Consider the following 21,193-nt stretch of genomic DNA (forward strand, 5'->3'; position numbering starts at 1 on the left):
CTCAAATCCTAAATCCCAAATCCTCATGAAAGTAACTATTTCCAGAAAAGCCCACTTCAATGCCGCTCACAGGTTGTACCGAAAGGATTGGTCGTTCGAGAAAAACGATTCGATATTTGGAAAATGCAACAGCCCCAACTTTCACGGTCATAATTACGACCTTACCGTTAGCGTTACCGGAGCCATCGACCCAGAAACTGGTTATGTCATGGACATTAAAGATTTGAGCGATTTGATTTATCAGGAAGTCGAAGTCCCGTTCGACCATAAAAACTTGAATTTAGATGTTCCCGAATTCGAAAACCTAAACCCAACTGCCGAAAATATCGTGGTCGTCATCTGGAACAAACTCCGACAAAAAATCAATCCCGATTTCGATCTCGAAGTTGTGCTTTACGAAACACCAAGAAACTTCGTTACCTATCGTGGCGAATAATTAGGAGCGAATCGTTCGGGCATGCTTTTTATCCATGTTCCCGCCATCCTTCCAATCTTTTTTCAATTGCCTCGGGTTAAAACCCGAGGCAATTGAAAAAAGGATTTTCCCTCCTGTCGGGGCTATTAGAAAATCCATATTCCTTTTGAATCTTTTGGGCCAAAATTGCGAATTAGTGTAAACAATTGACAAAATAGTGTAATGGAAAAAACCCAAAATTTCCCAACTTTGTAGAAACAAAACTCAATATGAATCCAGCATTATATCCGTTACAGTTCGACCCCATTTTGAAAGAAAGAATTTGGGGAGGCGAAAAATTAAAGACAGTCCTAAACAAAGACATTACTTCTAAAATAACTGGCGAAAGCTGGGAACTTTCAACAGTTCAAGGCGATATTAGCATTATTGCAAACGGTGAACATAAAGGAACATCACTTCAAGACCTAATCAATAATTTTCCCGATGAAGTCCTTGGAACAAAAGTGCACGAACGTTTCGGAAAACAATTCCCTTTGCTTTTTAAATTCATTGATGCCAGGGAAGACCTTTCCATACAAGTGCATCCAAATGATGAATTGGCAAAGGAACGCCACAATTCTTTCGGCAAGACCGAAATGTGGTACATCATGCAAGCCGACGAAGGTTCTCGTATAATTGTAGGTTTCAAGGAAAAATCCAACCAACAAGAGTACTTGGAAAATCTAAAAAACAAAAATTTGCTTTCCATTTTAGAGCAAGTTCCAGCCAAAGAAGGCGACGTTTTCTTTCTCGAAACAGGAACAGTTCACGCAATTGGAGCCGGAATCGTTTTGGCCGAAATCCAGCAAACTTCTGACATTACCTACAGAATCTATGATTTTGATCGTGTAGATGCATCAGGAAACACAAGGGAATTGCACGTTGATCAGGCTCTCGATGCAATCAATTATAATGTTGTTGAAACCCAGAAAAAATACCAAACCCAAAAAAACGTTTTTAACGAAATTGTTGATTGTCCGTACTTTACCACAAACGTACTTCCGCTTCAAGGCACAATAGAAATTGACAAAACGTTTGAATCCTTTACGGTTTATATGTGTGTGGATGGTTATTTTGAAATTGAATACTACGATGAAAAATATACCTATGAAAAAGGCGCTACCGTTTTGATTCCTGCAGGGATGAACATGTTTAAAATCAGCGGAAATGCTTCAATTTTAGAAATTTACATTTCATAGTGGGTTATAAGAAGATTATGTGTACTTTTGCAATCGCAAATTAAAATTAAAAAATACAATGGCAAACATTAAGAATTTAAAGAAAGACATCAACTACGTTTTAGGAGATATTATTGAGGCAGTTTACTTATTTGAAATGTCAACAACAGGAAAACCAACTCCAGAAACTAATGCTTTAATTGATGAGGCGATTGCTTCTTTCGATACTTTGATTGCAAAAGTGAATGCAAAGAATGTTGAAAACAAAAAAGCACACTTCAAACAAATTAACGCAGATTTAGAACAAGCTGCAAATCAATTGGTTGCTAAAATCAACGAATTGCAGTAGAAAAAAACAATAAAAAAGTGCAGATTTTTTTTGGAAAATTAAATTTCAGTCTTATATTTGCACTCGTATTGAAGTCGCCAGCGTAGCTCAGTTGGCTAGAGCAGCTGATTTGTAATCAGCAGGTCGTGGGTTCGAGTCCCTCCGCCGGCTCAATAAGAAAACCATCACAGCAATGTGGTGGTTTTTTGGTTTTATAGGTTTTTGATTTTCTTGGAAATTTACTTCTTGAAAACACCAACACGAATTTCACAAATTTTCACTAATCGATATATAAAAAAAAACCATCCACGACGGCGGATGGTTTTTTGGTTTTGTTTTTTGGTTTTTGAAACGGTAGTTTTTTATTTTTCAACTTTCTTCACGTCTTCAATATATTTTGACAGTAGTTTTCCGTATTTGGCTTTTGCTACGCTCTCTGGCAATGCATTATTGATGGTGTCTAAATATTTGATGTTGGCATCGCTGATTTCGGATAAAGCAATGTAAGGAGCAATGTCAAAATCTTTGTTTGTAATGGCAAAATTGATGGCATAGAGGTATTTTCTTTTTAGGTTGCTTTCTATCTTTTTTTCTATAGCAGGAACGTCTGATGGTCTGTTGAATCTGATGGCGTCAAATCTCTCCTTTGAAAGTTCTAGGTTTTGGTTGGTGAATCGTGCATTTATCTTTTTATAGTCTTCGTAGAGTTTCTGGTTTTTTGAACCTGTTATCTTGGCTTCGGCGAAGAAACGTTTCAAATCGGTTTCTATGTTGATGGTTCCTGGCTCTACAAAAACAGGAAGGTTGTTGTCTACAGAGTTGGTAACGCCACGGTCGAGGAACAAATAGAACATTTCTGGCGATTCGATATCCAAATGCCATTCGAAATTGGATTTTCCGTCAAGGATTACGGAGTCGATTGCTACTAGGTTGGTATCGACAATTCTTTGAAGGTATAGTTTTCCTTCCTGCAATCCTTTGATGTTTCCTATTATGTGAAGGTTTTTGTCCGATTCTTTTTTGCTACAGCTGATGATTAGGAATATTGAAAATAGGGCAACGACAGCGTTTTTCATTTGTAAATTTTTATTGCTTTTTAATGTTCGGCAAAATAATGAAAAAATCCCCAATTTAGATTTTAAATTGGGGATTAATATGATTTCTTTTTTTCAGGTTCAGGTTTTATGATTTGCTTTGTAGCCCTGATTGGAGCAAATAGCTTTTTGTTCTGGGGTTCAGAACAAAAACTATTGCGGAAAGCAGGAAAATGGATTCCCAAAATGCCCTAGCCTTTCGCTCCTTATCCTTTTAACCAAGCTTCTTTTAGTTTTTCTTTTGAAGCGTCTGTTGCTTGGTAGCCTTCGGCTTTCTCTGTTGGGATTTTTGTGGTTCCTTTTAGGGTTAACTCTTTGCCGTCGCGTTTTACTTTGAAGGTTATTGGGTCGCCGTCTTTTAGTGCCATGCTCATCATGATAAGGTCGTTTACGTTATCGAGGTTGTATTTTACTTGGTTTACTTCCAAGAGTACGTCTCCGCCCTTGATGCCGATGGTGTTCATGAATTCGTTTAATTCGGCTCCGGGAATGATGATGAGTTCTTTTGTTGTTGGGTCCATAACGGTGAGAACGGGTGCTTGGTTATGGATAAAAATGTTGGTTGGGACTTCCATAATTCCTTTTGTGACACCCATCTTTGCAAAATAAGTCTCATAGGGAATAGGGGTTGGTCCTGCTACATAGGTGTTTAGGAACTGCCCCACTTCTGGATAGGTCAACTGTGTGATTTTGGCAAAAAGATCTTTGTCGTCGAAGGCTTTTGTGGTTCCGTATTCGGTTGAAAGTTTCTGCATCAGGTCTAGAATTCCTCTTTGGCCGTTGCTTTTTTCACGGATTTCGATGTCGAGACACATTGCAATCAAGGCTCCTTTTTCATATACGTTCAAATATTGGTCCTTGTAGGGTTTTTTCAAGACTTCGGCACTCATTTTTGTGAACGGCATGGTGTCGTCCATTGTTCGTGAGTTGGCAATTTTTCCGGACATCCTTTGGTAGAATTCCGATTCGGTAATCAGCCCTTGGTTGACCTGAAACAGATTGGCAAAATATTCGGTAACGCCTTCATACATCCATAAATGTTGAGACATTTTCGGCTTGTTGTAGTCGAAATATTGGATTTCCTTTGAATGGATAGTCAGTGGTGTAACGATATGGAAGAATTCATGTGAAACCACATCCTTCAACTGTTCGGCCAATTGTTCTTTCGGCATCATCTCGGGCATTACTACCGTTGTGGAGGTTGGATGTTCAAGGGCTCCGAAGCCTTTGGCATCTGCACGGTTCATATCGGAAAGATAAAGCAATACTGCATATTTCTTGGTAGAGTTGAATTTACCCAAGAAATTCTTTTGGGCCGTCATCATCGTTTTCATTTCCGGTGTGATGCTTTCGGCAGTTATGAGTCCGTTTGGAGAATAAACGGCAATAATGATTTCCATTCCGTTGATGGTAAAAGTTGTGTAGTCTGGTTTTGAATACATGATTGGGTTTTCTACCAATTCGGCATAACGAGCGGTGTTGAAGGTGTCTTTTGTGTCGCTTGCATCCGTATCAACCATTGCTGTAGCTCCCCAAAGTGTTGCCGGATGGGCAATGTTTACCTTGTAAGGAAGCTCGATTAAATCTGAAAAGTACCCCACAAAAGCATGGGTGTTGATCATGAAGTTCTTGCCTTCTTCGATGTTGCTTCCTGCTGGAGAGAAGATATCGTGTGTGTCCTCAATGTCGTAAGTATCATTGACATAATAGGTGATTTTGCTCAACTTCTTGGCATCCTTGATGGTCCAGGAATTCTCTTCCATCTTGGCAACTGTGAGTGCGTTTCCTTTTGCATCGAAGGCTTTTAGGTTTTCGATGAACTTTCCGTAATCATCTTCGGAATAGGTTCCTGGTATGATTTTCGGGATGTGATACGTCACTTCGTTGGTGGTGATTTTTGGCGGAGTAACAGTAACCATTACTTTATCGTCTTTAACGGCATTCAAATCAATGTCAACTTGTATTTGCTTGTCCTTTGATTGGGCATTAGCATTTATGCTTAATAATGACATGGTTAGTGCCAGGAAATAAAAATTTTTGATGTTATGGATCCTTAATTTCATCTTTTTTAGATTTGATTTGAATGTAAGACTGTGGTTTAACAATTTTGTTACACAATGCAAAGAAAGTTAATTAAGAAAAGGCTGGGAGTTATAGAGTTGTTAATTTATGAAGGAGTTTTTTATTCTGTTTTTAAAACGAGCTGAAGTTGTTAAGTTTGGATTGAGTAAAAAAAATAATACCCCCAAAGAGCAGGAGTATGAAGAGTAGTTTCAAGATACTGTTCGATAAAATTAAGTGCATTTAACTGTTCCTAAGCTTTTGTAAAAAATCAGAAGAGAGACAAAAGAAAAATTCCAAAATACAAATAAATTCCAATTCTTAAAATTTCAATTTTTCAAACCTTTTCCACACGAAGAAAAGTTTTTGAATTTTTGAAATTGATACTTGAAGCTTATTTGTATTTTGGAATTTGTATTTTGGGATTTATCTTATTGTTTGAGGATGAAGACAATATCTAATTCTCCTCGCACTCATCAAAACCAACCATCCATTGGATGCCAAATTTATCGGAGAACATCCCGAAATAGGAGCCCCAGAAGGTGTTTTCCATCGGCATAGTTACGGTTCCGCCAGCTGATAGTCCGCTAAAAAGACGGTCGGCATCTTCCTTGCTCTCGGCGGTAAGATAGACCGAAAAGTTGGTGCCGTTGATGTGCTTTTGTCCAAAAGCTTCGGAGCTGTCGCACCCCATAAGCATCGTGTCGCCACCAATTGGCAAGGAAACGTGCATGATTTTATTGCCTTCGCTGGCCGGCATTTCAAAACCTTCGGCCGGAGGCATGTCTCGGTAGTAGCCCAAATAGGGGAATTCGCCCCCAAATACTGATTTGTAGAAGGTAAATGCCGCTTCGCAAGTGCCGTCAAAGGATAAATAAGGATTTACTTTTGCCATTTTATTTGTTTTTAAGTGTTAATTGATTTCGGATATTCTCTTTAGTTCCTGCAACGCCAGCGGGAAAGTTTTGTTCATGTGTCCTACATATTTTTCCAAGGAATCTACTTCGGCCTTGAAGTGGGTTTTGCCCTCCACTTCTGTCAGCTTATAGATTTCAAAACAGCCCGACCATTGCAGGGTTTCCTCGTCCATAGGCTGTTCTTCGAAGTTTTTTAAAACCCCCAGGTGCTTGATGACCGTGATTTCATTTTCTTTCAGATAAAAGATGTCCGAAAACATGCCTTCGCCTGATGGTGTCAGGAAATGAACCCTATTGCCTTGCTTGATTTCGCCTTCATAATAGGAACCTTCGCAAAAAGGATTCGTCCAAGTTTTATAGGATTCCTTGTCCCAGAGTTCCTGCCACACTTTTTGTGGAGTGGCTTTGATTTCTACCGTAAATTCTAATTTTGAGATGTTGTAGAGGTAATTGCGAAGCGAGGTGCCTACAATGGCAGTCCATCCCATTTCATAATTGGCTGTTGTAAAGTCTGGTCCTGCATCTTCAAAGCTTTCGGTACCGGTGTGGGTGAGGGTCACTTTTGTGGAATCACCTTCGGCTTTCAATTCCCATTTCACAACGGAACTTCCTTTGGAATCGTTGGGATGTTCCCAGGTGTGTTCAATCAGTTGATTGGGAATGATGTTTAGAAAACGGGCCTTGTGAAAGTACTTTTGAGATTCGGTACTTTCGTAGAACGTAAATTCTTTTCCCACCTCAAACTCATAATCTTCCACAGGGAAGTACCATTTCTTGAGTTCGGTTTCGTTTGATAGGGCATTCCAAACTTTCTCCAGAGGAGCATTGAAGGTAAAATTGATAACGATTGGTTCCATAGCAAGTGTGTTTAAAGGTTATTAATATTGTTTTGTGTAGCAAATGGGAATATCTGTCTAAGTTTTATATTTCTTAACCATAGTCCGCCCCAAGTTAATAAACCAACGTAAAGGGGAAATAGCGTATGGCTAAATGTTGGATTGTCCACTCTTAAATGAGAGGCAATTGCACCACCAAAATATCCAGTTAAAAGAATTGCACCTAAAATAGATGTTCTTGGAACAGCATAGAGCAACGTTGCTATTAGTGCTAGAATTCCGTGTATAGAAATGTGATCTTCAGTATATCCAAGTTCGTTTACGGTAGTTTGGATGACTTCTACTGGTTTTAGGAATTTAATTGTTGCGTCAAAAAGCATAAAGAGAATTACCAATCCGCTTAATGTCCAACCTATAATTAATTGTTTCTTGGTTGCTTTCATAGCAATATGATTTTGTTTAAAGTGTATTTCTAGATAATTTGTTTAGATACTTTCAGTATATTTTTTAAAGCTATCGATGATTGCTTGCCAGCCAGCTTTTTGCATTTCCAAAGAGTTTTCACTTTCAGGATCGAAGGATTCTGTAATCTTCACGCGGTCGCCCAAGTTATCAAAAAGGATGATTACTTCCCGGTCATCAGCCATTTTGTATGCTATCTTTTCGTGGTTTTCTACGGTAGTATAAATGCCTTCAAAATCAAAACTCATACTGCCGTCTTTGGCTGCCATGGTAGATTTGAATTTTCCATCCATTTTTAAGTCGTTTTCGGCAAACGGTGTGTGCCAATCTTCTGAAGCATTGTTCCAGTTGACAATGTGTTCAGGATTTGTCCAAGTGTCCCATACTTTTTCAATAGATGCGTTTACGGTTGTGCTTACGGTTATTTTTTCCATAGTTTCTTTATATTGATTGTTAGTTTGTTGCTGCTTCATCAAGGAAATTTTCAATAATCGGAACAATAAAATCAGTGCCATTGTACTTTTCTTTTAGGGTTGTTATTTCTCCAATATAAGCTCCATGTCCTCCAGGAATGATTGCCAATTTGCAGTTGGGAATAAGTTTGGACATTGCCACAACATGTTCGGAAGTGGCTACGTCGGTATCTCCGTTTATAAGAAGCACGGGAGCTTTTATTCCTTTTATTTGTTCGTCTGGGAAGTCTTTAAAATCAATCATCCTGTTTGCACATTTCTGATACATGGTGATCAGTTTGGTACTGTCGGGATTCACGTTCATAAAGGCATCCTTGTATTGTTGAGGCATTTGCTCGAAGGTTCCGTTTTGCATAAACTCCCAAAATTGAGGAAAGGTCCCCTCTCGTTTTAGCAGAATGGATGCCGTAACAATTTTATTGCAAAGTTCGGGATGACGGATTGCGATTTGCAAGGCAGTGTTTCCTCCATTGCTAAAGCCGAGTATATCGGCTTTTTGGATGTTGAGGTTTTTTAGTAGTGCGGCAACATCGTCTGCATCCTGTTCAAATGAAAGTGCTGCATTTCTATCGGATGTTCGTCCGTGGGCTTGTAACTCCACACAAACGAGTTGCCTGTTGGAAAACAAGGGTATGGCTCTTCCAAACGATGTCTGGATGGTAGAACCGCCTCCATGAAGCAGTACCAACGGCTTTCCCTTTCCGTATAGTTCATAATACATCTTTATGCCATTCACATCCGAATAGCCACTCTTAAAATCCAAATTAGTGTTAGTTGTTCCCATTTTATTGCTTATGCAGGAAGTTATAAATAAAATTGCTAGTATTGAAAAGGTTACTTTTCGTATCATTCTAAAAAGATTTACTTTATTCATCTTTACAAATTTAGCGGATGTAATTTTCATTTCAACTGTGCATTAACGACAATAGTAGGGGGTAGTTATGACAGCCTAAAAAAGATTGCCACATTCAAAATGATTTTGAGGCTATAAAAACCTTCGAAAAGCATTTCAAATGTGGCAATAACTTAAAGCGTTGTTTTCTGGAAACCTATTTAACTGTAAATTCAGATCGGATGTCAATCTTGTTTGATACCTTGTTTTTTACAACATTTGGAATCGAGATGTCAAAATCACTAGCATTGACACTAAAGCTCGATATGATTTCTATTCCGGCATCGGTTTTCCTGATTTTTGCAACCGAGGCAACCTCTTTGGTTTTTCCGTGAAGTTCTAATTTTCCTTTGATGGTATATTCCTTTGCAGTGGCGGTAAGTGTAGTTGCATCAAAATCTTCAATTTTCCCTTTAAAGGTAGCCTTTGGATATTTATGGCTTTCGATGTAATTTTCATTGAAATGTTCTTCCATCAAGGCAATCTTGAAACGAAAGCCTTTCATCAGGGCAAGGCTGGCTACTTCTCCGGTTTTTGAATTCAATATAAAAGTAACGCCCTCGTTCTTGGCTTTCACTTCCTCAAACGAAGGAACAGAAGCTTCAAAATTGACTTTGCCGGTTTTGGTAACCATTTTCTCTTGTGCAAAAAAGCTTGTAGCACAAAGTAAGAAACAAATAAGTATTGATTTTTTCATGATATTGATTTTGTTTTTATTCTTGAAATCCGTCCGCCTGCCATTTAATCACCACATCAATAGTGGTTTGTGGCAACCTTGGCCCGCCTTCAGGCATGAGTCCGTCGCCGCCGTTTTCAATAGACATTCTTCCAATCAAGTCGCTTTCTAATACAGCGGCTTTTACTTCGTTATAGGTTACCAGCGAAATTGGAGCACCGCCCGAAGTTGGATTTCCATGACAGTTGTTGCAGTTGTTTTGCATTATGGATTGAACGGAACTAAATTTCACGGTTTGATTGATGTCAAGAGGTTCTGTTAGATCATTGGTGCTGTCATTTGTACAGCTAATTAAAACAAGAACGAGAGAAGTGAAAAGCAACGTATTTTTTAAATTCATAGTGGTACTATTTTTTCCAAAATTAGATAATAAAGTTAAGATAATGAGCATAGGTAAATAATTTAATTAAATTTGTCTCAAAAAAAATAAAATGAAAAAGAAACTACTAATTATTATAGTTATTTTAATACTTGCAAGCATAGGATTGTATTTTTATGCTTATAAAGGACACCGAGATATTGCTACAGAAAATGCTGCTTTTGATCTAACGGTTTCAGGTTTGTCAAAAGAGTTTTCTGAAAATGACAGCTTGGCCAATTCAAAATATGCGGATAAGACTATTCAGATATACGGAAAAGTTACCGATGTAGATTTCCCTTCACATTCGATTATTATCGACGAAAAATTATCTGTTGTTTTTACCGATTCGGTGCTTCCGAAAATCAATCTTCAAGATGCAATTACAATCAAAGGAAGATTTGTAGGGTATGATGATTTGCTGGAGGAATTCAAAATCGATCAGGCTACAAAAGCAGAATAAACCAAAATTGCAATTAATACGTAAATTTCAAAACAATTAAATCCATATCCATGAAAAAACAATTACTCTTTCTTTTACTTTTTCCGATAATGACTTTTGCACAGGACGATTTATTGGCCGAAATCGATTCGACTGTAACCAATGAAAAGGTAGAATCGGCTTTTAAAGGCTTGAAGATTATTAATCTTGAATCGACAAAACTGGCAGCAAAGGGCGATATGTATTTTATTGTAGCACACCGTTTTGGCTCAATAAAAGATGGTTTTGAAGGGTTTTATGGTTTGGATAATGCCAACACCCAGATAAAATTTCTTTACGGATTAAAGGATTGGCTAACAGTGAGTGGAGCCAGAAGCGAATTGGCCTATGACTTTTCGGTGAAATACAGGTTGCAGAATCAAATCAAGGATGGTTTTCCGTTTACAATTGTAGGCTTCAACAGTGTTGCCATCAATAATACTTTGAAGGAAAGCAATTATCCGAAGATGAATTTTGAAAACAGATTGATGTATGTAACACAGGTTTTGGTTTCAAGAAAATTCTCCGATAAATTGTCGTTAGAACTGGCTCCGACTTTTTTCCATGAAAATTTTGTAGAGAATGATTTGCAGGACAACAGCCAATATGCCATTGGAGTGGGAGGACGATATAAAATTGCAAGCCGTTGGTCGGTGAATGTTGATTATGCTGCCCATTTGAACAGGGCAAGTGGTTCTATTTATAAAAATCCGTTGTCTGTTGGTGTAGATTTAGAAACGGGCGGTCACGTTTTCCAAATGCATTTCACAAGTTCTCAAGGAATCCACGAAGCAGGATATTTAGGTCAAACCACAGGAGATTGGGGAAAAGGAGATATTTTCTTCGGATTTAATTTGGCAAGGGTGTTTTAATATATTTTTCAAACATAAAAAGAGCGTCCAGGTGTTTGCAACTTGGACGCTCTTTTTGTTTATAAGTTCAATATTTTAATTCTTAATGAATTTCTGAATGTGATTTTTACCTTCTGCATCGATTAACGAGAGGATGTAAGTTCCAGTTGACAAAGAATGAACATCAATGGTTTGATTGTTTACTTTTGAAGTTAGGACCACTCGTCCGGTTATATCATAAACGGTTGCTGTTTTAATATCAAATGAAGCAGATTCAATGTTCAGTATGTTTTTTGTTGGATTCGGATATACTGTAAACTTGCTAGCCACCGAAGGATTCACGCCAAGAGTGCTGCTCTCTGTAACTAATATTTTTTGATTTATTGCAGGGTTTAAAATTTCATCTACAATGCCTGAAGGCCATTTAATTACAAGTTTAGTAATTGTTTCTTCTGTTCCAATTCCAAAATGAGTGTTAAGAGTACTCATGTGTCTAAATCCATCTCCACTTCTTACTTCTCGAATTTGTTTTCCCCAGGCTCCATACAATTCAACCCTGGCTCCAATTCCGTTTCGATTACTTGTAACACCTTGCAGGCTTAGTGTGATCCAATTATTGTCGTTGCCATTATTTAGGAAAATATTATTCCCAAGCTGAATGTCGAGAAAACCATCATTATTCAAATCTCCAATAGAACCAACTGCCGTATTGATAGGATTCGGTGTAAAAGTCATGTTTCCATTGTTGATCATGATGGTATTTCCTCCCATAAATAGGTCAACAAAACCATCATTATTAAAGTCGTGGGCAACGTTTTCAATATTAGTTGTAGAAAAGACGTCAAGGCCAGATCCGAAAGTAATGTCGGTAAATGTTCCGTCGCCGTTATTGCGTCTTAATTTATGTCCGCCATTAGAATTTGAGCTGGCTCCAATCATTGCATCCATGTCGCCATCATTATCAAAATCTGCCCAGGCAGAGGACCATGATTGGGAAGGTTCTGCCATTCCAGCAACAATACTTACATCTGTGAAAGTTCCGTCGCCATTGTTTCTGTGGAGTTCATCAATTGGACCACTTCCGCATTTTGCAATAAACAAATCCATATCGCCATCATTATCATAATCTACAAATATAGATCCGTAATTTCCACCTGCATCATAGTCGCCCATTCCACCTTGAAAGAAAGTAAAGTTGCCATTACCATCATTCATATAACGAACATTGGGATCAACGTCGTGACAAACAAAAGCATCTAAATGTCCGTCGTTGTTTAGGTCGACAAAATTGGTTCTTTGTGAAAAAACATATTCAGGAGTTGACATCATTGTAAAGGCTGTCTGGTTGCTGTTTTGCTTCATGAAGGCAACACCTTGACCACCTCCGTAAATCAAATCATTAAATCCATCGTTATCAATGTCACCGGCGGCAATACTCCAAGAAGGTTGGAAAGAAGTAATTGGAGTTGTGCGGGTCACAGATTGAAAAGTGCCACTTTCTGTTTGCAGCAACATGTGAATCTGACCATTGCTAACCGAAACGATATCATCCAGATAATCTCCGTTCATGTCCACTACACAATCCTTGTATGTTCCTTGAAGGGAAATAGGTTGTTGAGTAAAAGATACAACAGAAACTGGTTGCGGAATGTAATCATTTTCAATTAAATTAAAAGTTATTCCACTAGAGTCCCATTTGTTATCAAAGGCAATATAGTAAGGTGTTCCAGACATTGCATTAAAAGTCACTTTGCATAAAGCATCAGGATTTCCAAGTACTCCACTGTCATCATCGCCTGCGACACAAATAAGATTGTTGCAACCTCCTTTGTAGATGTGAACACGTGGGTCTTTTCCAATGTTAATGTTCAAATCAGTTGTTACCGTCACTGTGCGGTTTCCTACGGGAGTATAAATGTACCATTTTCCGGCTGTAGCAACCGTTCCACCAGCAATGCATACTGGAGTTGGGACCTCACCGTTTATAGCATCAGTAACCGTAATTCCTGCAGTTACAGGCAGTGCAGTTGCACAGGTATTTTGTCCGTTAGCGACAAAATTGGTTATTGATAATAAAAATAAAAGTAAAAGTTTTTTCATATTGATTATTGATTTTAGGGTTTAATATTATTAATCACAACCTTCAAGTTGTGTAATCCATTGATTGATCATTTGTGCAGCTTCTTCATGCACAAGAGTTCTTCCGAGTAGCGGCATTCTTGTAGCTTCATCTGTTGAGTTGATTCTGAAATCCAAAACAGATCGTTGTGGTCTTCCCGGAAATACAATCTGGGTCAATCCGTTTCCTAAATCCTGATCCGGTGAAATACAGATTCCTAGATTGGCAGGATCTGCCGATTCATTAAATGCAAATCGCATCGGTCTATAATCGCAATAGCTTCCTTGCTGATGGCAATGTGCACAATTGATGTCAAGATAGGAACGAACCCTCAGGCCAATATCTAAGGAAGTATTTTTCCAGTCGACCACAGTTGTGATATCTGTTGGATAATTGCTGTCCAAATACCCCATTTCTACCCATTTTGAAAGTTGGTTAGATGCACCATCTGCATAGGTGTAACTGCTGTTTAAATTTTGAGGTTTTGTTCCAATCGGAATAATATCAAGACCGGATTTATGACATGTGAAACATTCGGCTTCGGATGGAATCCTATAAGTTGTGCTTTTTAAGGAAGTGCCTTCCATCCATTCCAGGTCAACATAACTTCCGGTGGTTTGCAAGGTGGCTTCGGTTTGATTTTCGTTCCATACATATTCTCCGAAAATCCATCCATCGGCTTTTTTTATGAGCAAACGGGTTTCTATTATTTTTGTAGTGTTGGAAGGAAGTACATTATCATAATAAAAGGTTTTTACTAAAACGGTTCCTGTTGGAAAATCGAGAATTTTACCATCACTGTTATAAGTTGCTTTTACATTTTTCGGCATCCAAAGAAATCTTTTCTTGTGTGCATAATCTGTAAAAAGCTGGCTGATAGGTTCATAAGGAAGAACCCCAAGCGAAGGATCTTGGTTTTTCATGTCTCCTTCAAAAAGCTTGTATTCGGAAAGTGTTTGATAGGGAACCCTTGCCAAATCTAGAACCACGGGAGATTCTTCTACTGGATCGGGGACAATCGGGACATAGTCGTCTTCTTTATCGGAACAAGAGCTTAAACCAATAATTAGAAAGAGACAGAAAGAAATAAATAAGTAATTATGTTTCATGGGGAAATTTAATAATCCCACCAAAAATAATAATTATTTCGTAACATTAATAAAAAATAAATGATATATGTTCAATAGTTTTTAGAATATTGTAAACTTTCAATGAAATAAAGCTGTTACAACGATTTCTTATTTTATTTCAAGCTTGATATTATATTTTTCAAGTCCCTTTAAAGCCTCATCTGATTTATAATCAAACACTTCCTCGTGATGGTTTTTATGTTTTTTCAGCGAGATGTGCTTGATGCAGTTGTAAAAGCGTCGAACTTCTTCATAATTGGAAAGAATAAGTCCTGGAACAGTGGCAGAATTTCCTTCGTTGTCTTTTGCCACCATTGTAAAATAGGACGAATTGCAATGTTTTATTTTTCCGGTTTGTATGTTTTCCGAATCTACCCGAATCCCAACAATCATCGAGCTTCTTCCAACATAATTGACACTCGCTTTCAAGGTAACCAATTCGCCAATTTCTATCGGATTTAGGAAATCTACGGTATCAACCGAAGCTGTAACACAATAAAAACCTGAATATTTTGAAGCACTTGCAAATGCAATCTGGTCCATCAAGGATAAAATATAACCTCCGTGGATTTTTCCACTAAAGTTGGAATGCGACGGAAGCATCAGTTCCGAAAGGATAATTTTGGACTCTTTTACAGTTTTGAATTCCATAAACAACAAATATAATGATGGGATATCTCTGCTTTTCAACCATTGGTTTTAAGCTTTAATTCGTAATTTTTAATTAAAACTTATCTAAAATTAAAAGGAGCTTCTTCTTTAACGACCGAAGTTACAAAATAATGGCTGTCGCCCCACCAAGCAAAAGTGCGGTAACGTTCGATGTAAGTTACTTTTACATACTGACCTTGAAGTTGCTTCAAATCGGCAATGACTTTTTCGTCACTGTCCAAAACCGAGAATGAAAAAATTTGTGCTCCAGCAATTCCCTGGCTCATTTCGCCTTCCCAGGTTTTAAACATCACACCTTTTTTACTCACTTTTATCAATTCGCCTGCACGAACGCCTTCACTGTAAGTGGCATAATAAACAAATAGAAAATAGGAAACGAATCCAACAATCAGGATGGAAACGGCAATCAGGATAAATTTTTTCATAGTCGATTATTAAAGTTCTATTTCTTCATCTGAAGCTCTTTTCAATATATTTTCAGGCAAGGCTTTCTTGGCTTTTGCACCCATTTTTTTGAGTTTTTCAACACTTGTTATCAGGTTTCCTTTTCCGTCCACAAGTTTGTTCATCGCGTTGCCGTATTCGGATTTTGCCTCGTCCATTTTCTTTCCGATTTTTACCAGATCCGTTACAAAACCTTCAAATTTGTCGTATAAAGCTCCTGCCTGACGTGCAATTTCATAAGCGTTTTCCTGTTGCTTTTGGTTGGCCCACATACTGTCAATTGTTCTTAAAGTCGCCAGTAAGGTTGATGGTGTAACGATAACCACATTTTTCTCGAAAGCCCTGTTGTATAAAGTAGTGTCTTCGTTCAAGGCACTTGCAAAGGCGGGTTCAATCGGAATAAAAAGCAATACAAAATCCGGACTTTCTATTTGATACAAGTCGTGATAGTTTTTTTCTCCCAATTGTTCAACGTGACGTTTAATCGAGTTGACGTGTTCTTTCAAATAAGTGATTTTCAAAAGATCACTTTCTTCATTGATGTATTTTTCATAAGCCGTGAGCGAAACTTTCGAGTCGATGATCATTTTTTTTCCATCAGGAAGATTCACAACAACATCCGGAAAAACACGTTGTCCATCGGTATTGGTGAAACTTTGCTGCACGTCATATTCCCTTCCTTTTTCCAGTCCGGATTTTTCCAGAACACGCTCCAAAACCAATTCGCCCCAATTCCCCTGCATCTTGCTGTCGCCTTTCAAAGCTTTTGTCAGGTTGATGGTTTCCTTGCTCATTTGCTCGTTCATTTCACGCAAGCCAAGAATCTGCTGACGTAAAGCGGCATGATAGTCGATGCTTTCTTTGTGTGTATCTTCTACTTTTTTCTCAAACAAATGAATCTTATCCTGCAAAGGCGAAAGGATGTTTTTCAAATTCTCACGATTCTGCTCCGTAAACTTGCTTGTTTTTTCTTCTAATATTTTATTGGCAAGGTTTTCAAATTCCTTTGTAAATTTTTCCTGGAGTTTTTCTACTTCTTGCTTTTGTTCGCTGTTTCGTTCCCAAAGATTTTCAAAATCGACTTCTTTTTTAGATAATTGAATGGCGAGTGCATCTTTCTCGGTTCGGATGTTTTCTTTTTCCTGCGAAATTTGAAGCAGTTGCTTTTCGGCCGAAATCTTTTCAGACACAAATTGCTCCTTTAAGATGTTATGTTGGGCGGTCAGGCCGATTAATTTTTCTTCTAAACCAATTTTCTCGGATTGAAAGCGTGCCGAAAAAATTAATTTTCCGATGTAGATGCCTATTCCCAAGGCGATGATAAAAGTAATAATAGTGATAACTGTGTCGTTCATTATGGCTGATTTTATAAAAGTAAATGTAAGCAAACTACACAAATCAGCATAAAAAAAACGACTCAAATAATCGAGTCGCTTTTTCAATCAAAGTTGGTCAAAGGTTGGTTTTATGATGGTATCTTTAAGAAATTCCGAACTGTCGGTCGAACTCTCTGTTTTGAACTCTTTTTTTTGAATAGCTGTTGTAAATCAGTACTTTCATTTCTCGTCTTCTTCTCAAAATCATAGGAAGATTAATCATTACACCCACTACACAAATCAGCATCAGGATGACAAGAAGTGCCATATAAATTAAATAATTCGTTTCGGTTGAAGCCGTAAAATCAACAACAAAAAAGTAGCCTGCAGTAAAAAATACAGCGATTGATAGTATAAGTGATAGCGTTTTCATAGTCTTCGATTTTGGGGTTATTAATCTGATACTAAATTACTCTAACTCATATTCAATAGCTTATACAATTTTACAATAATTTTATAGAATTACGTTATGATAATTTTAACTAAAATAAAAGTGTAAGAAAACTCTAATTTTTATATTTGTAAAACCAAACCAAAACCCTAACAATGAACAACTTTCTAAAGATTCTATTAATCTCGATTTTTTTTGTTCCTTATTCCTATTCCCAAACTATTACCGGCAAAATCCTCGATGCCGAAACCAAAGAGCCTCTTGCCTTTGCGAATTTCATCTTCAACAACAACCAGAAATTCTATACTTCCTCGGATATTGATGGTAGATTCAGCTTTTCGTCGAGTCAGGAGCTCACCACTTTGACGGTGACGTATATCGGTTATGAAACCCAGACCGTAAAACTTCAAAAGGACAAAAACATCACCATTTATTTGAAGGCTTCCGCCGATAATTTAGATGAGGTTGTCATCAAGCCTGGCGAAAATCCAGCCAATGCGATCATCCGAAAGGTAATTGCCAACAAGGAAAAGAATAATCCGGAGAATATCTCCACCTTTAAATACACGTCCTATAATAAGACGGTGTATGATATTAAAACCGACGGCCAGACCAAGAACGATAGCATCAATAAGAAGATGAAAGGAAAACTGCTCAAGGACAGCCCTCTTTTTATGATGGAATCGGTTTCCGAACGTAAGTTCATCGCTCCGGATATCAGCGAAGAGGTCGTTATCGGTACCAAGGTTTCGGGTTTTCAAAACCCTTCTTTTGCTTCTTTGGCAACCGATTTGCAACCTTTTTCGTTTTATAAGGACAACATCAAATTGTTCGACATCCAATACCTGAACCCCATCAGTAAGGGAAGTTTAAACAAATACCGTTTCACGTTAGAAGATACCCTTTTTCAGAAAAACGACACTATCTATATCATTTCGTTCGAACCTAGGAAAAACAAAAACATCGAAGGTTTGAAGGGTTCGCTTTACATCAATTCCAATAAATATGCGGTTCAGAACGTAATTGCCACACCGTTCGAAAAAGGAAAGATCGACATCAAAATCCAACAGCAATATACCTTCATCGACAACAAATATTGGTTTCCAGAACAGTTGAATTATGCCTTGGTTTTCACCGATTTGGGAATGGTGGTTGATGGAAAAAGCTACATCAGCGAAGTGCAGTTGGACATTCCGCTTCGTAAGAAGGAATTTGCCCTCGAATCCGTTCGAATTGACAAGATGGCGACAAAACAGGATACTTTGTTTTGGGACAAGCATCGGATTGAAAAACTTTCCGAAGCTGAAAAAGTCACCTATCGAGTCGTGGACAGCATCGGGAAGGAAAACAATTTCGACAAGTTACTCACCACGATGGAGAAACTGGCTCAGTTCAAAATCGGGATTGGAGTTTTCGATTTAGATCTAGCCAAAACATTGGTCTATAATAAATACGAAGGCTACCGCTTGGGCCTTGGCGTTTACACCAACGAAAAACTCTTTGAAAACCTGACACTTGGCGGTTTCTTTGGCTACGGATTAAGGGATTATGAATGGAAATATGGAGCCGAGGCCATCTATACCTTGTCCAAGGAAAATGAATTTAAGATTGGTGCAAAATACCAGGACAATCTCGTTGAAGCAGGAAATTATGGACTCAATTATTCGATGCAGAACATGCTCAATTTCCGAAATTTTCAAGCCTATTTGATGGACAATGTCAAACAGGGAAGCTTTAATGTAGAAGCCCGTTCGTTCCGCTATCTGAAGTGGAAGGTTACGTTTACGCAAAGCGAAACCACGCCAAAATACCTCTACGAGTTTCACGAAAACGGACAGGTTTACACGGATTATAACGACAGCAACATAAGAATAGATTTGCGATTTGCCTTCAAGGAAAAACTTGTAACGTCTTTCAACCAACGACTTTCATTGGGTACAACCTATCCCATTCTTTCGGTTTCCTACTCAAAAGGAATCAAGGACGTGATGAACAGCGATTTTAATTATGATAAGATAGAAGCGAGGTTGGAACAATCGTTTTTTACGAAGAATTTCGGAGCCACAAAATACCGACTTGAAGCAGGAATTATCGACAATCCGTTGCCGTATGGCTTGTTGTTTACAGGCGAGGGAAGCTACGACAAGGATTATCCGTACTTGATTCCGAACTATTTCCAAACGATGCTTCCGTATGAATTTTTATCCGACCGATATGCCAATTTGTTCCTCACGCATAATTTTGGAGGACTCTTGTTCAAGAAAGGGAAATTCCAACCGAGTGTTATCCTGCACAATAACTTTGGCTGGGGCGATTTGTCCGAAAAAAATGCCACCAGCAACCAGCTGATTGCCTACCAAACCAAGAAGAAAATCTTTATGGAAACCGGCCTGCAACTCGATAATCTTGTTAAAATGAATTATATGGATGTGGGTTATCTCGGAATAGGAGGAGGCATCTTTTACCGCTATGGCGAATATGCAAATGCTGAAACAAAAGATAATTTGGTGTATAAATTGAGTTTGAGTTTTTCGATTAAATAAGGACCCTCCCCCATTAATCCATCTCGTCATTGCGAGGAACGAAGCAATCTCATCCTTATAATCCACAATTTATTAAAATAAAAAACACTGTCGAGAGACAGTGTTTTTTGTATAATTCTACAAAGGTTTCGTGTATAATTTTCTTGATAAATTTGATTACATCCATTCCTCGAAATTTTCGTCTTCAAAAACATCGTTCATAAGCAATTTATCTTCTCCGTTATCATGCATTTTTTTAAATGCCTTATCCCAACCGGTTCTAGGTTCGTATTTTTTCGAGTTTACGATTGAGATAATTGAAACATCCATAATTTTATTTTTTTGTTGTTACAAAGTTGTTGCTTTTTGTTGGAGGCGAAAGTTTAAAGAGGACTATTGGATTTATTAAAGATATTTTCGAAACATTACATTTCTTAAAAAAGCTTTGCGAAGAAGTTTAAAATTTTAGCTTTTTACCATATAGCTTTTCATAAGCATCACTACATTCAAAACAACCAAATTTTTCAAACCCTTTTTTTAAATATCTCTTAGCTGCACTTTCGTTACCTCTATAGTGAACTGATATACCTAAATAATACCAAAATAGACCATTATGTATTCCTTCTTTCTCAGCATTTTTAAGATAATAAAAAGTTTTGTCATAATCATTAATAATGAAAGACTCTCTAGCAAGATTCATAAAATAATCAAAATTTTTAAATTTTTTGTTCAGAAACTACTGGATCTGGTATTTTAAAAAATATATTAGTTTGAGATATAGATTTAGTAGAAATAAAAAATGTAGTATAAAATATAATTTTACAAATAGAAGATATTTTCATAAGTAAATTTTTTAAGGTTAAGTCTTAATGCTTTGAGTTTAGAAATTGTTTATAATATTAATTTTTTCAATTTTTCAATTTTTAGTAGTTAGATTTTTTTTTTTGATTCAGGAACTTAGATAAAACTAAATATGATAAGATATCTTATTGCAATTTAACTATAATCCCAATACAAAAATTACGGTTTCCCGTAAAACCAAAAAAAATCCCACTAAATCCCAAATCATAAACCCTACACCTCAATCTGAATCGTCACCTTCCCACCAAGTCCTTTTTCCACAATATCATACAAGGTTTTAAGCGTAAGATTACTTCCATTATTTTCAATTCGTGAAATATATTCACGCTTTTTATCCACAAGTTCTCCAAGCTGTGTTTGGGTCAGGTGCTTTTCTTCTCGGGTTTTCTTTAATTGCAGTCCAATTTTAAAACCTTCTACATCGCGTTCAAGCTCATCACGGCGTTCCGTTCCTTTTTCGCCATAAACGGTGTCTTTGATATCTTTCCAACTTTTAGTTTCCATCTTGTTTTGATTTTCTTTACATAAAGCGTAATGTTTTTTTCTCTCATTTTTAG

Annotated in this window: 23 protein-coding genes, 1 tRNA gene and 1 pseudogene; 7 read left to right on the top strand and 18 right to left on the bottom strand. The window is 37.5% G+C overall.

Annotated features, from left to right (window positions below; genetic code table 11):
- Positions 1-25: 25 nt before the first annotated feature.
- The 4 genes from J2X31_RS05030 to J2X31_RS05045 all read left to right on the top strand — a co-directional run bounded on the left by J2X31_RS05030 (position 26) and on the right by J2X31_RS05045 (position 2,131).
- Entirely contained in the window at positions 26-436 is a 411-nt protein-coding gene (locus J2X31_RS05030) for a 6-pyruvoyl trahydropterin synthase family protein (RefSeq protein WP_310024956.1), read from the top strand.
- A 248-nt stretch (positions 437-684) separates the two neighbouring features.
- Complete coding sequence (locus J2X31_RS05035) at positions 685-1,653, top strand: type I phosphomannose isomerase catalytic subunit (RefSeq protein WP_310024957.1); 969 nt, start codon at positions 685-687, stop codon at positions 1,651-1,653.
- 58 nt (positions 1,654-1,711) lie between these two features.
- Complete coding sequence (locus J2X31_RS05040; protein WP_310024959.1) at positions 1,712-1,981, top strand: hypothetical protein; 270 nt, start codon at positions 1,712-1,714, stop codon at positions 1,979-1,981.
- 76 nt (positions 1,982-2,057) lie between these two features.
- Positions 2,058-2,131, top strand: a tRNA-Thr gene (locus J2X31_RS05045).
- A gap of 191 nt (positions 2,132-2,322) precedes the next feature.
- On the opposite strand, the gene J2X31_RS05050 is transcribed toward J2X31_RS05045, so the two are convergent.
- The 9 genes from J2X31_RS05050 to J2X31_RS05090 form a co-directional block, all read right to left on the bottom strand.
- Positions 2,323-3,036: a DUF4369 domain-containing protein gene (locus J2X31_RS05050; RefSeq protein ID WP_310024960.1), complete on the bottom strand. Its 714-nt coding sequence runs from the start codon at positions 3,034-3,036 to the stop codon at positions 2,323-2,325.
- A gap of 224 nt (positions 3,037-3,260) precedes the next feature.
- A complete protein-coding gene (locus J2X31_RS05055; RefSeq protein WP_374725209.1) occupies positions 3,261-5,117 on the bottom strand; it encodes a M61 family metallopeptidase in 1,857 nt (618 codons plus the stop codon).
- A gap of 455 nt (positions 5,118-5,572) precedes the next feature.
- Positions 5,573-6,010, bottom strand: coding sequence for a VOC family protein (locus tag J2X31_RS05060; protein WP_310024961.1), 438 nt, complete (start codon positions 6,008-6,010; stop codon positions 5,573-5,575).
- 18 nt (positions 6,011-6,028) lie between these two features.
- Positions 6,029-6,889, bottom strand: coding sequence for an SRPBCC family protein (locus J2X31_RS05065; protein ID WP_310024962.1), 861 nt, complete (start codon positions 6,887-6,889; stop codon positions 6,029-6,031).
- Between the two features lie 11 nt (positions 6,890-6,900).
- Positions 6,901-7,311, bottom strand: a complete 411-nt coding sequence (locus J2X31_RS05070) for a DoxX family protein (RefSeq protein ID WP_310024963.1) — start codon at positions 7,309-7,311, stop codon at positions 6,901-6,903.
- A gap of 42 nt (positions 7,312-7,353) precedes the next feature.
- Positions 7,354-7,803: an SRPBCC family protein gene (locus J2X31_RS05075; protein ID WP_310024964.1), complete on the bottom strand. Its 450-nt coding sequence runs from the start codon at positions 7,801-7,803 to the stop codon at positions 7,354-7,356.
- Entirely contained in the window at positions 7,784-8,677 is an 894-nt protein-coding gene (locus J2X31_RS05080) for an alpha/beta fold hydrolase (protein ID WP_310024965.1), read from the bottom strand. The genes J2X31_RS05075 and J2X31_RS05080 overlap by 20 nt, the downstream gene beginning before the upstream one ends.
- 175 nt (positions 8,678-8,852) lie before the next feature.
- Positions 8,853-9,392: a YceI family protein gene (locus tag J2X31_RS05085; RefSeq protein WP_310024966.1), complete on the bottom strand. Its 540-nt coding sequence runs from the start codon at positions 9,390-9,392 to the stop codon at positions 8,853-8,855.
- A gap of 16 nt (positions 9,393-9,408) precedes the next feature.
- Positions 9,409-9,771, bottom strand: a complete 363-nt coding sequence (locus J2X31_RS05090; RefSeq protein WP_310024967.1) for a c-type cytochrome — start codon at positions 9,769-9,771, stop codon at positions 9,409-9,411.
- 91 nt (positions 9,772-9,862) lie between these two features.
- Here J2X31_RS05090 and J2X31_RS05095 point away from each other — a divergent pair, with 91 nt between their 5' ends.
- Together J2X31_RS05095 and J2X31_RS05100 are read left to right on the top strand one after the other, a co-directional pair.
- The gene (locus J2X31_RS05095) at positions 9,863-10,252 is read left to right on the top strand and encodes an OB-fold protein (protein WP_310024968.1); all 390 of its coding nucleotides are present in this window, start codon (positions 9,863-9,865) and stop codon (positions 10,250-10,252) included.
- A 50-nt stretch (positions 10,253-10,302) separates the two neighbouring features.
- Positions 10,303-11,142, top strand: a complete 840-nt coding sequence (locus tag J2X31_RS05100; RefSeq protein ID WP_310024971.1) for a DUF5777 family beta-barrel protein — start codon at positions 10,303-10,305, stop codon at positions 11,140-11,142.
- Between the two features lie 75 nt (positions 11,143-11,217).
- On the opposite strand, the gene J2X31_RS05105 is transcribed toward J2X31_RS05100, so the two are convergent.
- The 6 genes from J2X31_RS05105 to J2X31_RS05130 form a co-directional block, all read right to left on the bottom strand.
- Entirely contained in the window at positions 11,218-13,221 is a 2,004-nt protein-coding gene (locus J2X31_RS05105) for an FG-GAP-like repeat-containing protein (protein WP_310024973.1), read from the bottom strand.
- Between the two features lie 30 nt (positions 13,222-13,251).
- Entirely contained in the window at positions 13,252-14,349 is a 1,098-nt protein-coding gene (locus J2X31_RS05110) for a hypothetical protein (RefSeq protein ID WP_310024975.1), read from the bottom strand.
- Positions 14,350-14,478: 129 nt separating this feature from the next.
- Positions 14,479-15,021, bottom strand: coding sequence for an acyl-CoA thioesterase (locus J2X31_RS05115; RefSeq protein WP_374725210.1), 543 nt, complete (start codon positions 15,019-15,021; stop codon positions 14,479-14,481).
- A gap of 80 nt (positions 15,022-15,101) precedes the next feature.
- Entirely contained in the window at positions 15,102-15,467 is a 366-nt protein-coding gene (locus tag J2X31_RS05120; RefSeq protein WP_310024976.1) for a DUF8785 domain-containing protein, read from the bottom strand.
- Between the two features lie 9 nt (positions 15,468-15,476).
- On the bottom strand, positions 15,477-16,841 hold the full coding sequence (locus tag J2X31_RS05125; RefSeq protein ID WP_310024977.1) for a DNA recombination protein RmuC: 1,365 nt from the start codon (positions 16,839-16,841) through the stop codon (positions 15,477-15,479).
- A gap of 124 nt (positions 16,842-16,965) precedes the next feature.
- The gene (locus J2X31_RS05130; protein WP_310024979.1) at positions 16,966-17,235 is read right to left on the bottom strand and encodes a hypothetical protein; all 270 of its coding nucleotides are present in this window, start codon (positions 17,233-17,235) and stop codon (positions 16,966-16,968) included.
- A gap of 173 nt (positions 17,236-17,408) precedes the next feature.
- Between J2X31_RS05130 and J2X31_RS05135 the strand changes: the two genes are divergently transcribed.
- Complete coding sequence (locus J2X31_RS05135; RefSeq protein WP_310024981.1) at positions 17,409-19,796, top strand: DUF5686 and carboxypeptidase-like regulatory domain-containing protein; 2,388 nt, start codon at positions 17,409-17,411, stop codon at positions 19,794-19,796.
- Between the two features lie 156 nt (positions 19,797-19,952).
- On the opposite strand, the pseudogene J2X31_RS05140 reads toward J2X31_RS05135, so the two are convergent.
- The 3 genes and pseudogenes from J2X31_RS05140 to J2X31_RS05150 form a co-directional block, all read right to left on the bottom strand.
- Positions 19,953-20,060 (bottom strand): annotated as a pseudogene (locus J2X31_RS05140) (AbrB/MazE/SpoVT family DNA-binding domain-containing protein); the annotation flags it as partial.
- Between the two features lie 172 nt (positions 20,061-20,232).
- Positions 20,233-20,475 (bottom strand): hypothetical protein, encoded by a 243-nt coding sequence (locus tag J2X31_RS05145; protein WP_310024984.1) that lies wholly within the window; start codon positions 20,473-20,475, stop codon positions 20,233-20,235.
- Between the two features lie 374 nt (positions 20,476-20,849).
- The gene (locus tag J2X31_RS05150; RefSeq protein ID WP_310024986.1) at positions 20,850-21,140 is read right to left on the bottom strand and encodes a helix-turn-helix transcriptional regulator; all 291 of its coding nucleotides are present in this window, start codon (positions 21,138-21,140) and stop codon (positions 20,850-20,852) included.
- Positions 21,141-21,193 lie beyond the last annotated feature (53 nt).

The organism is Flavobacterium arsenatis (assembly GCF_031456785.1).
Lineage (GTDB): Bacteria > Bacteroidota > Bacteroidia > Flavobacteriales > Flavobacteriaceae > Flavobacterium > Flavobacterium arsenatis.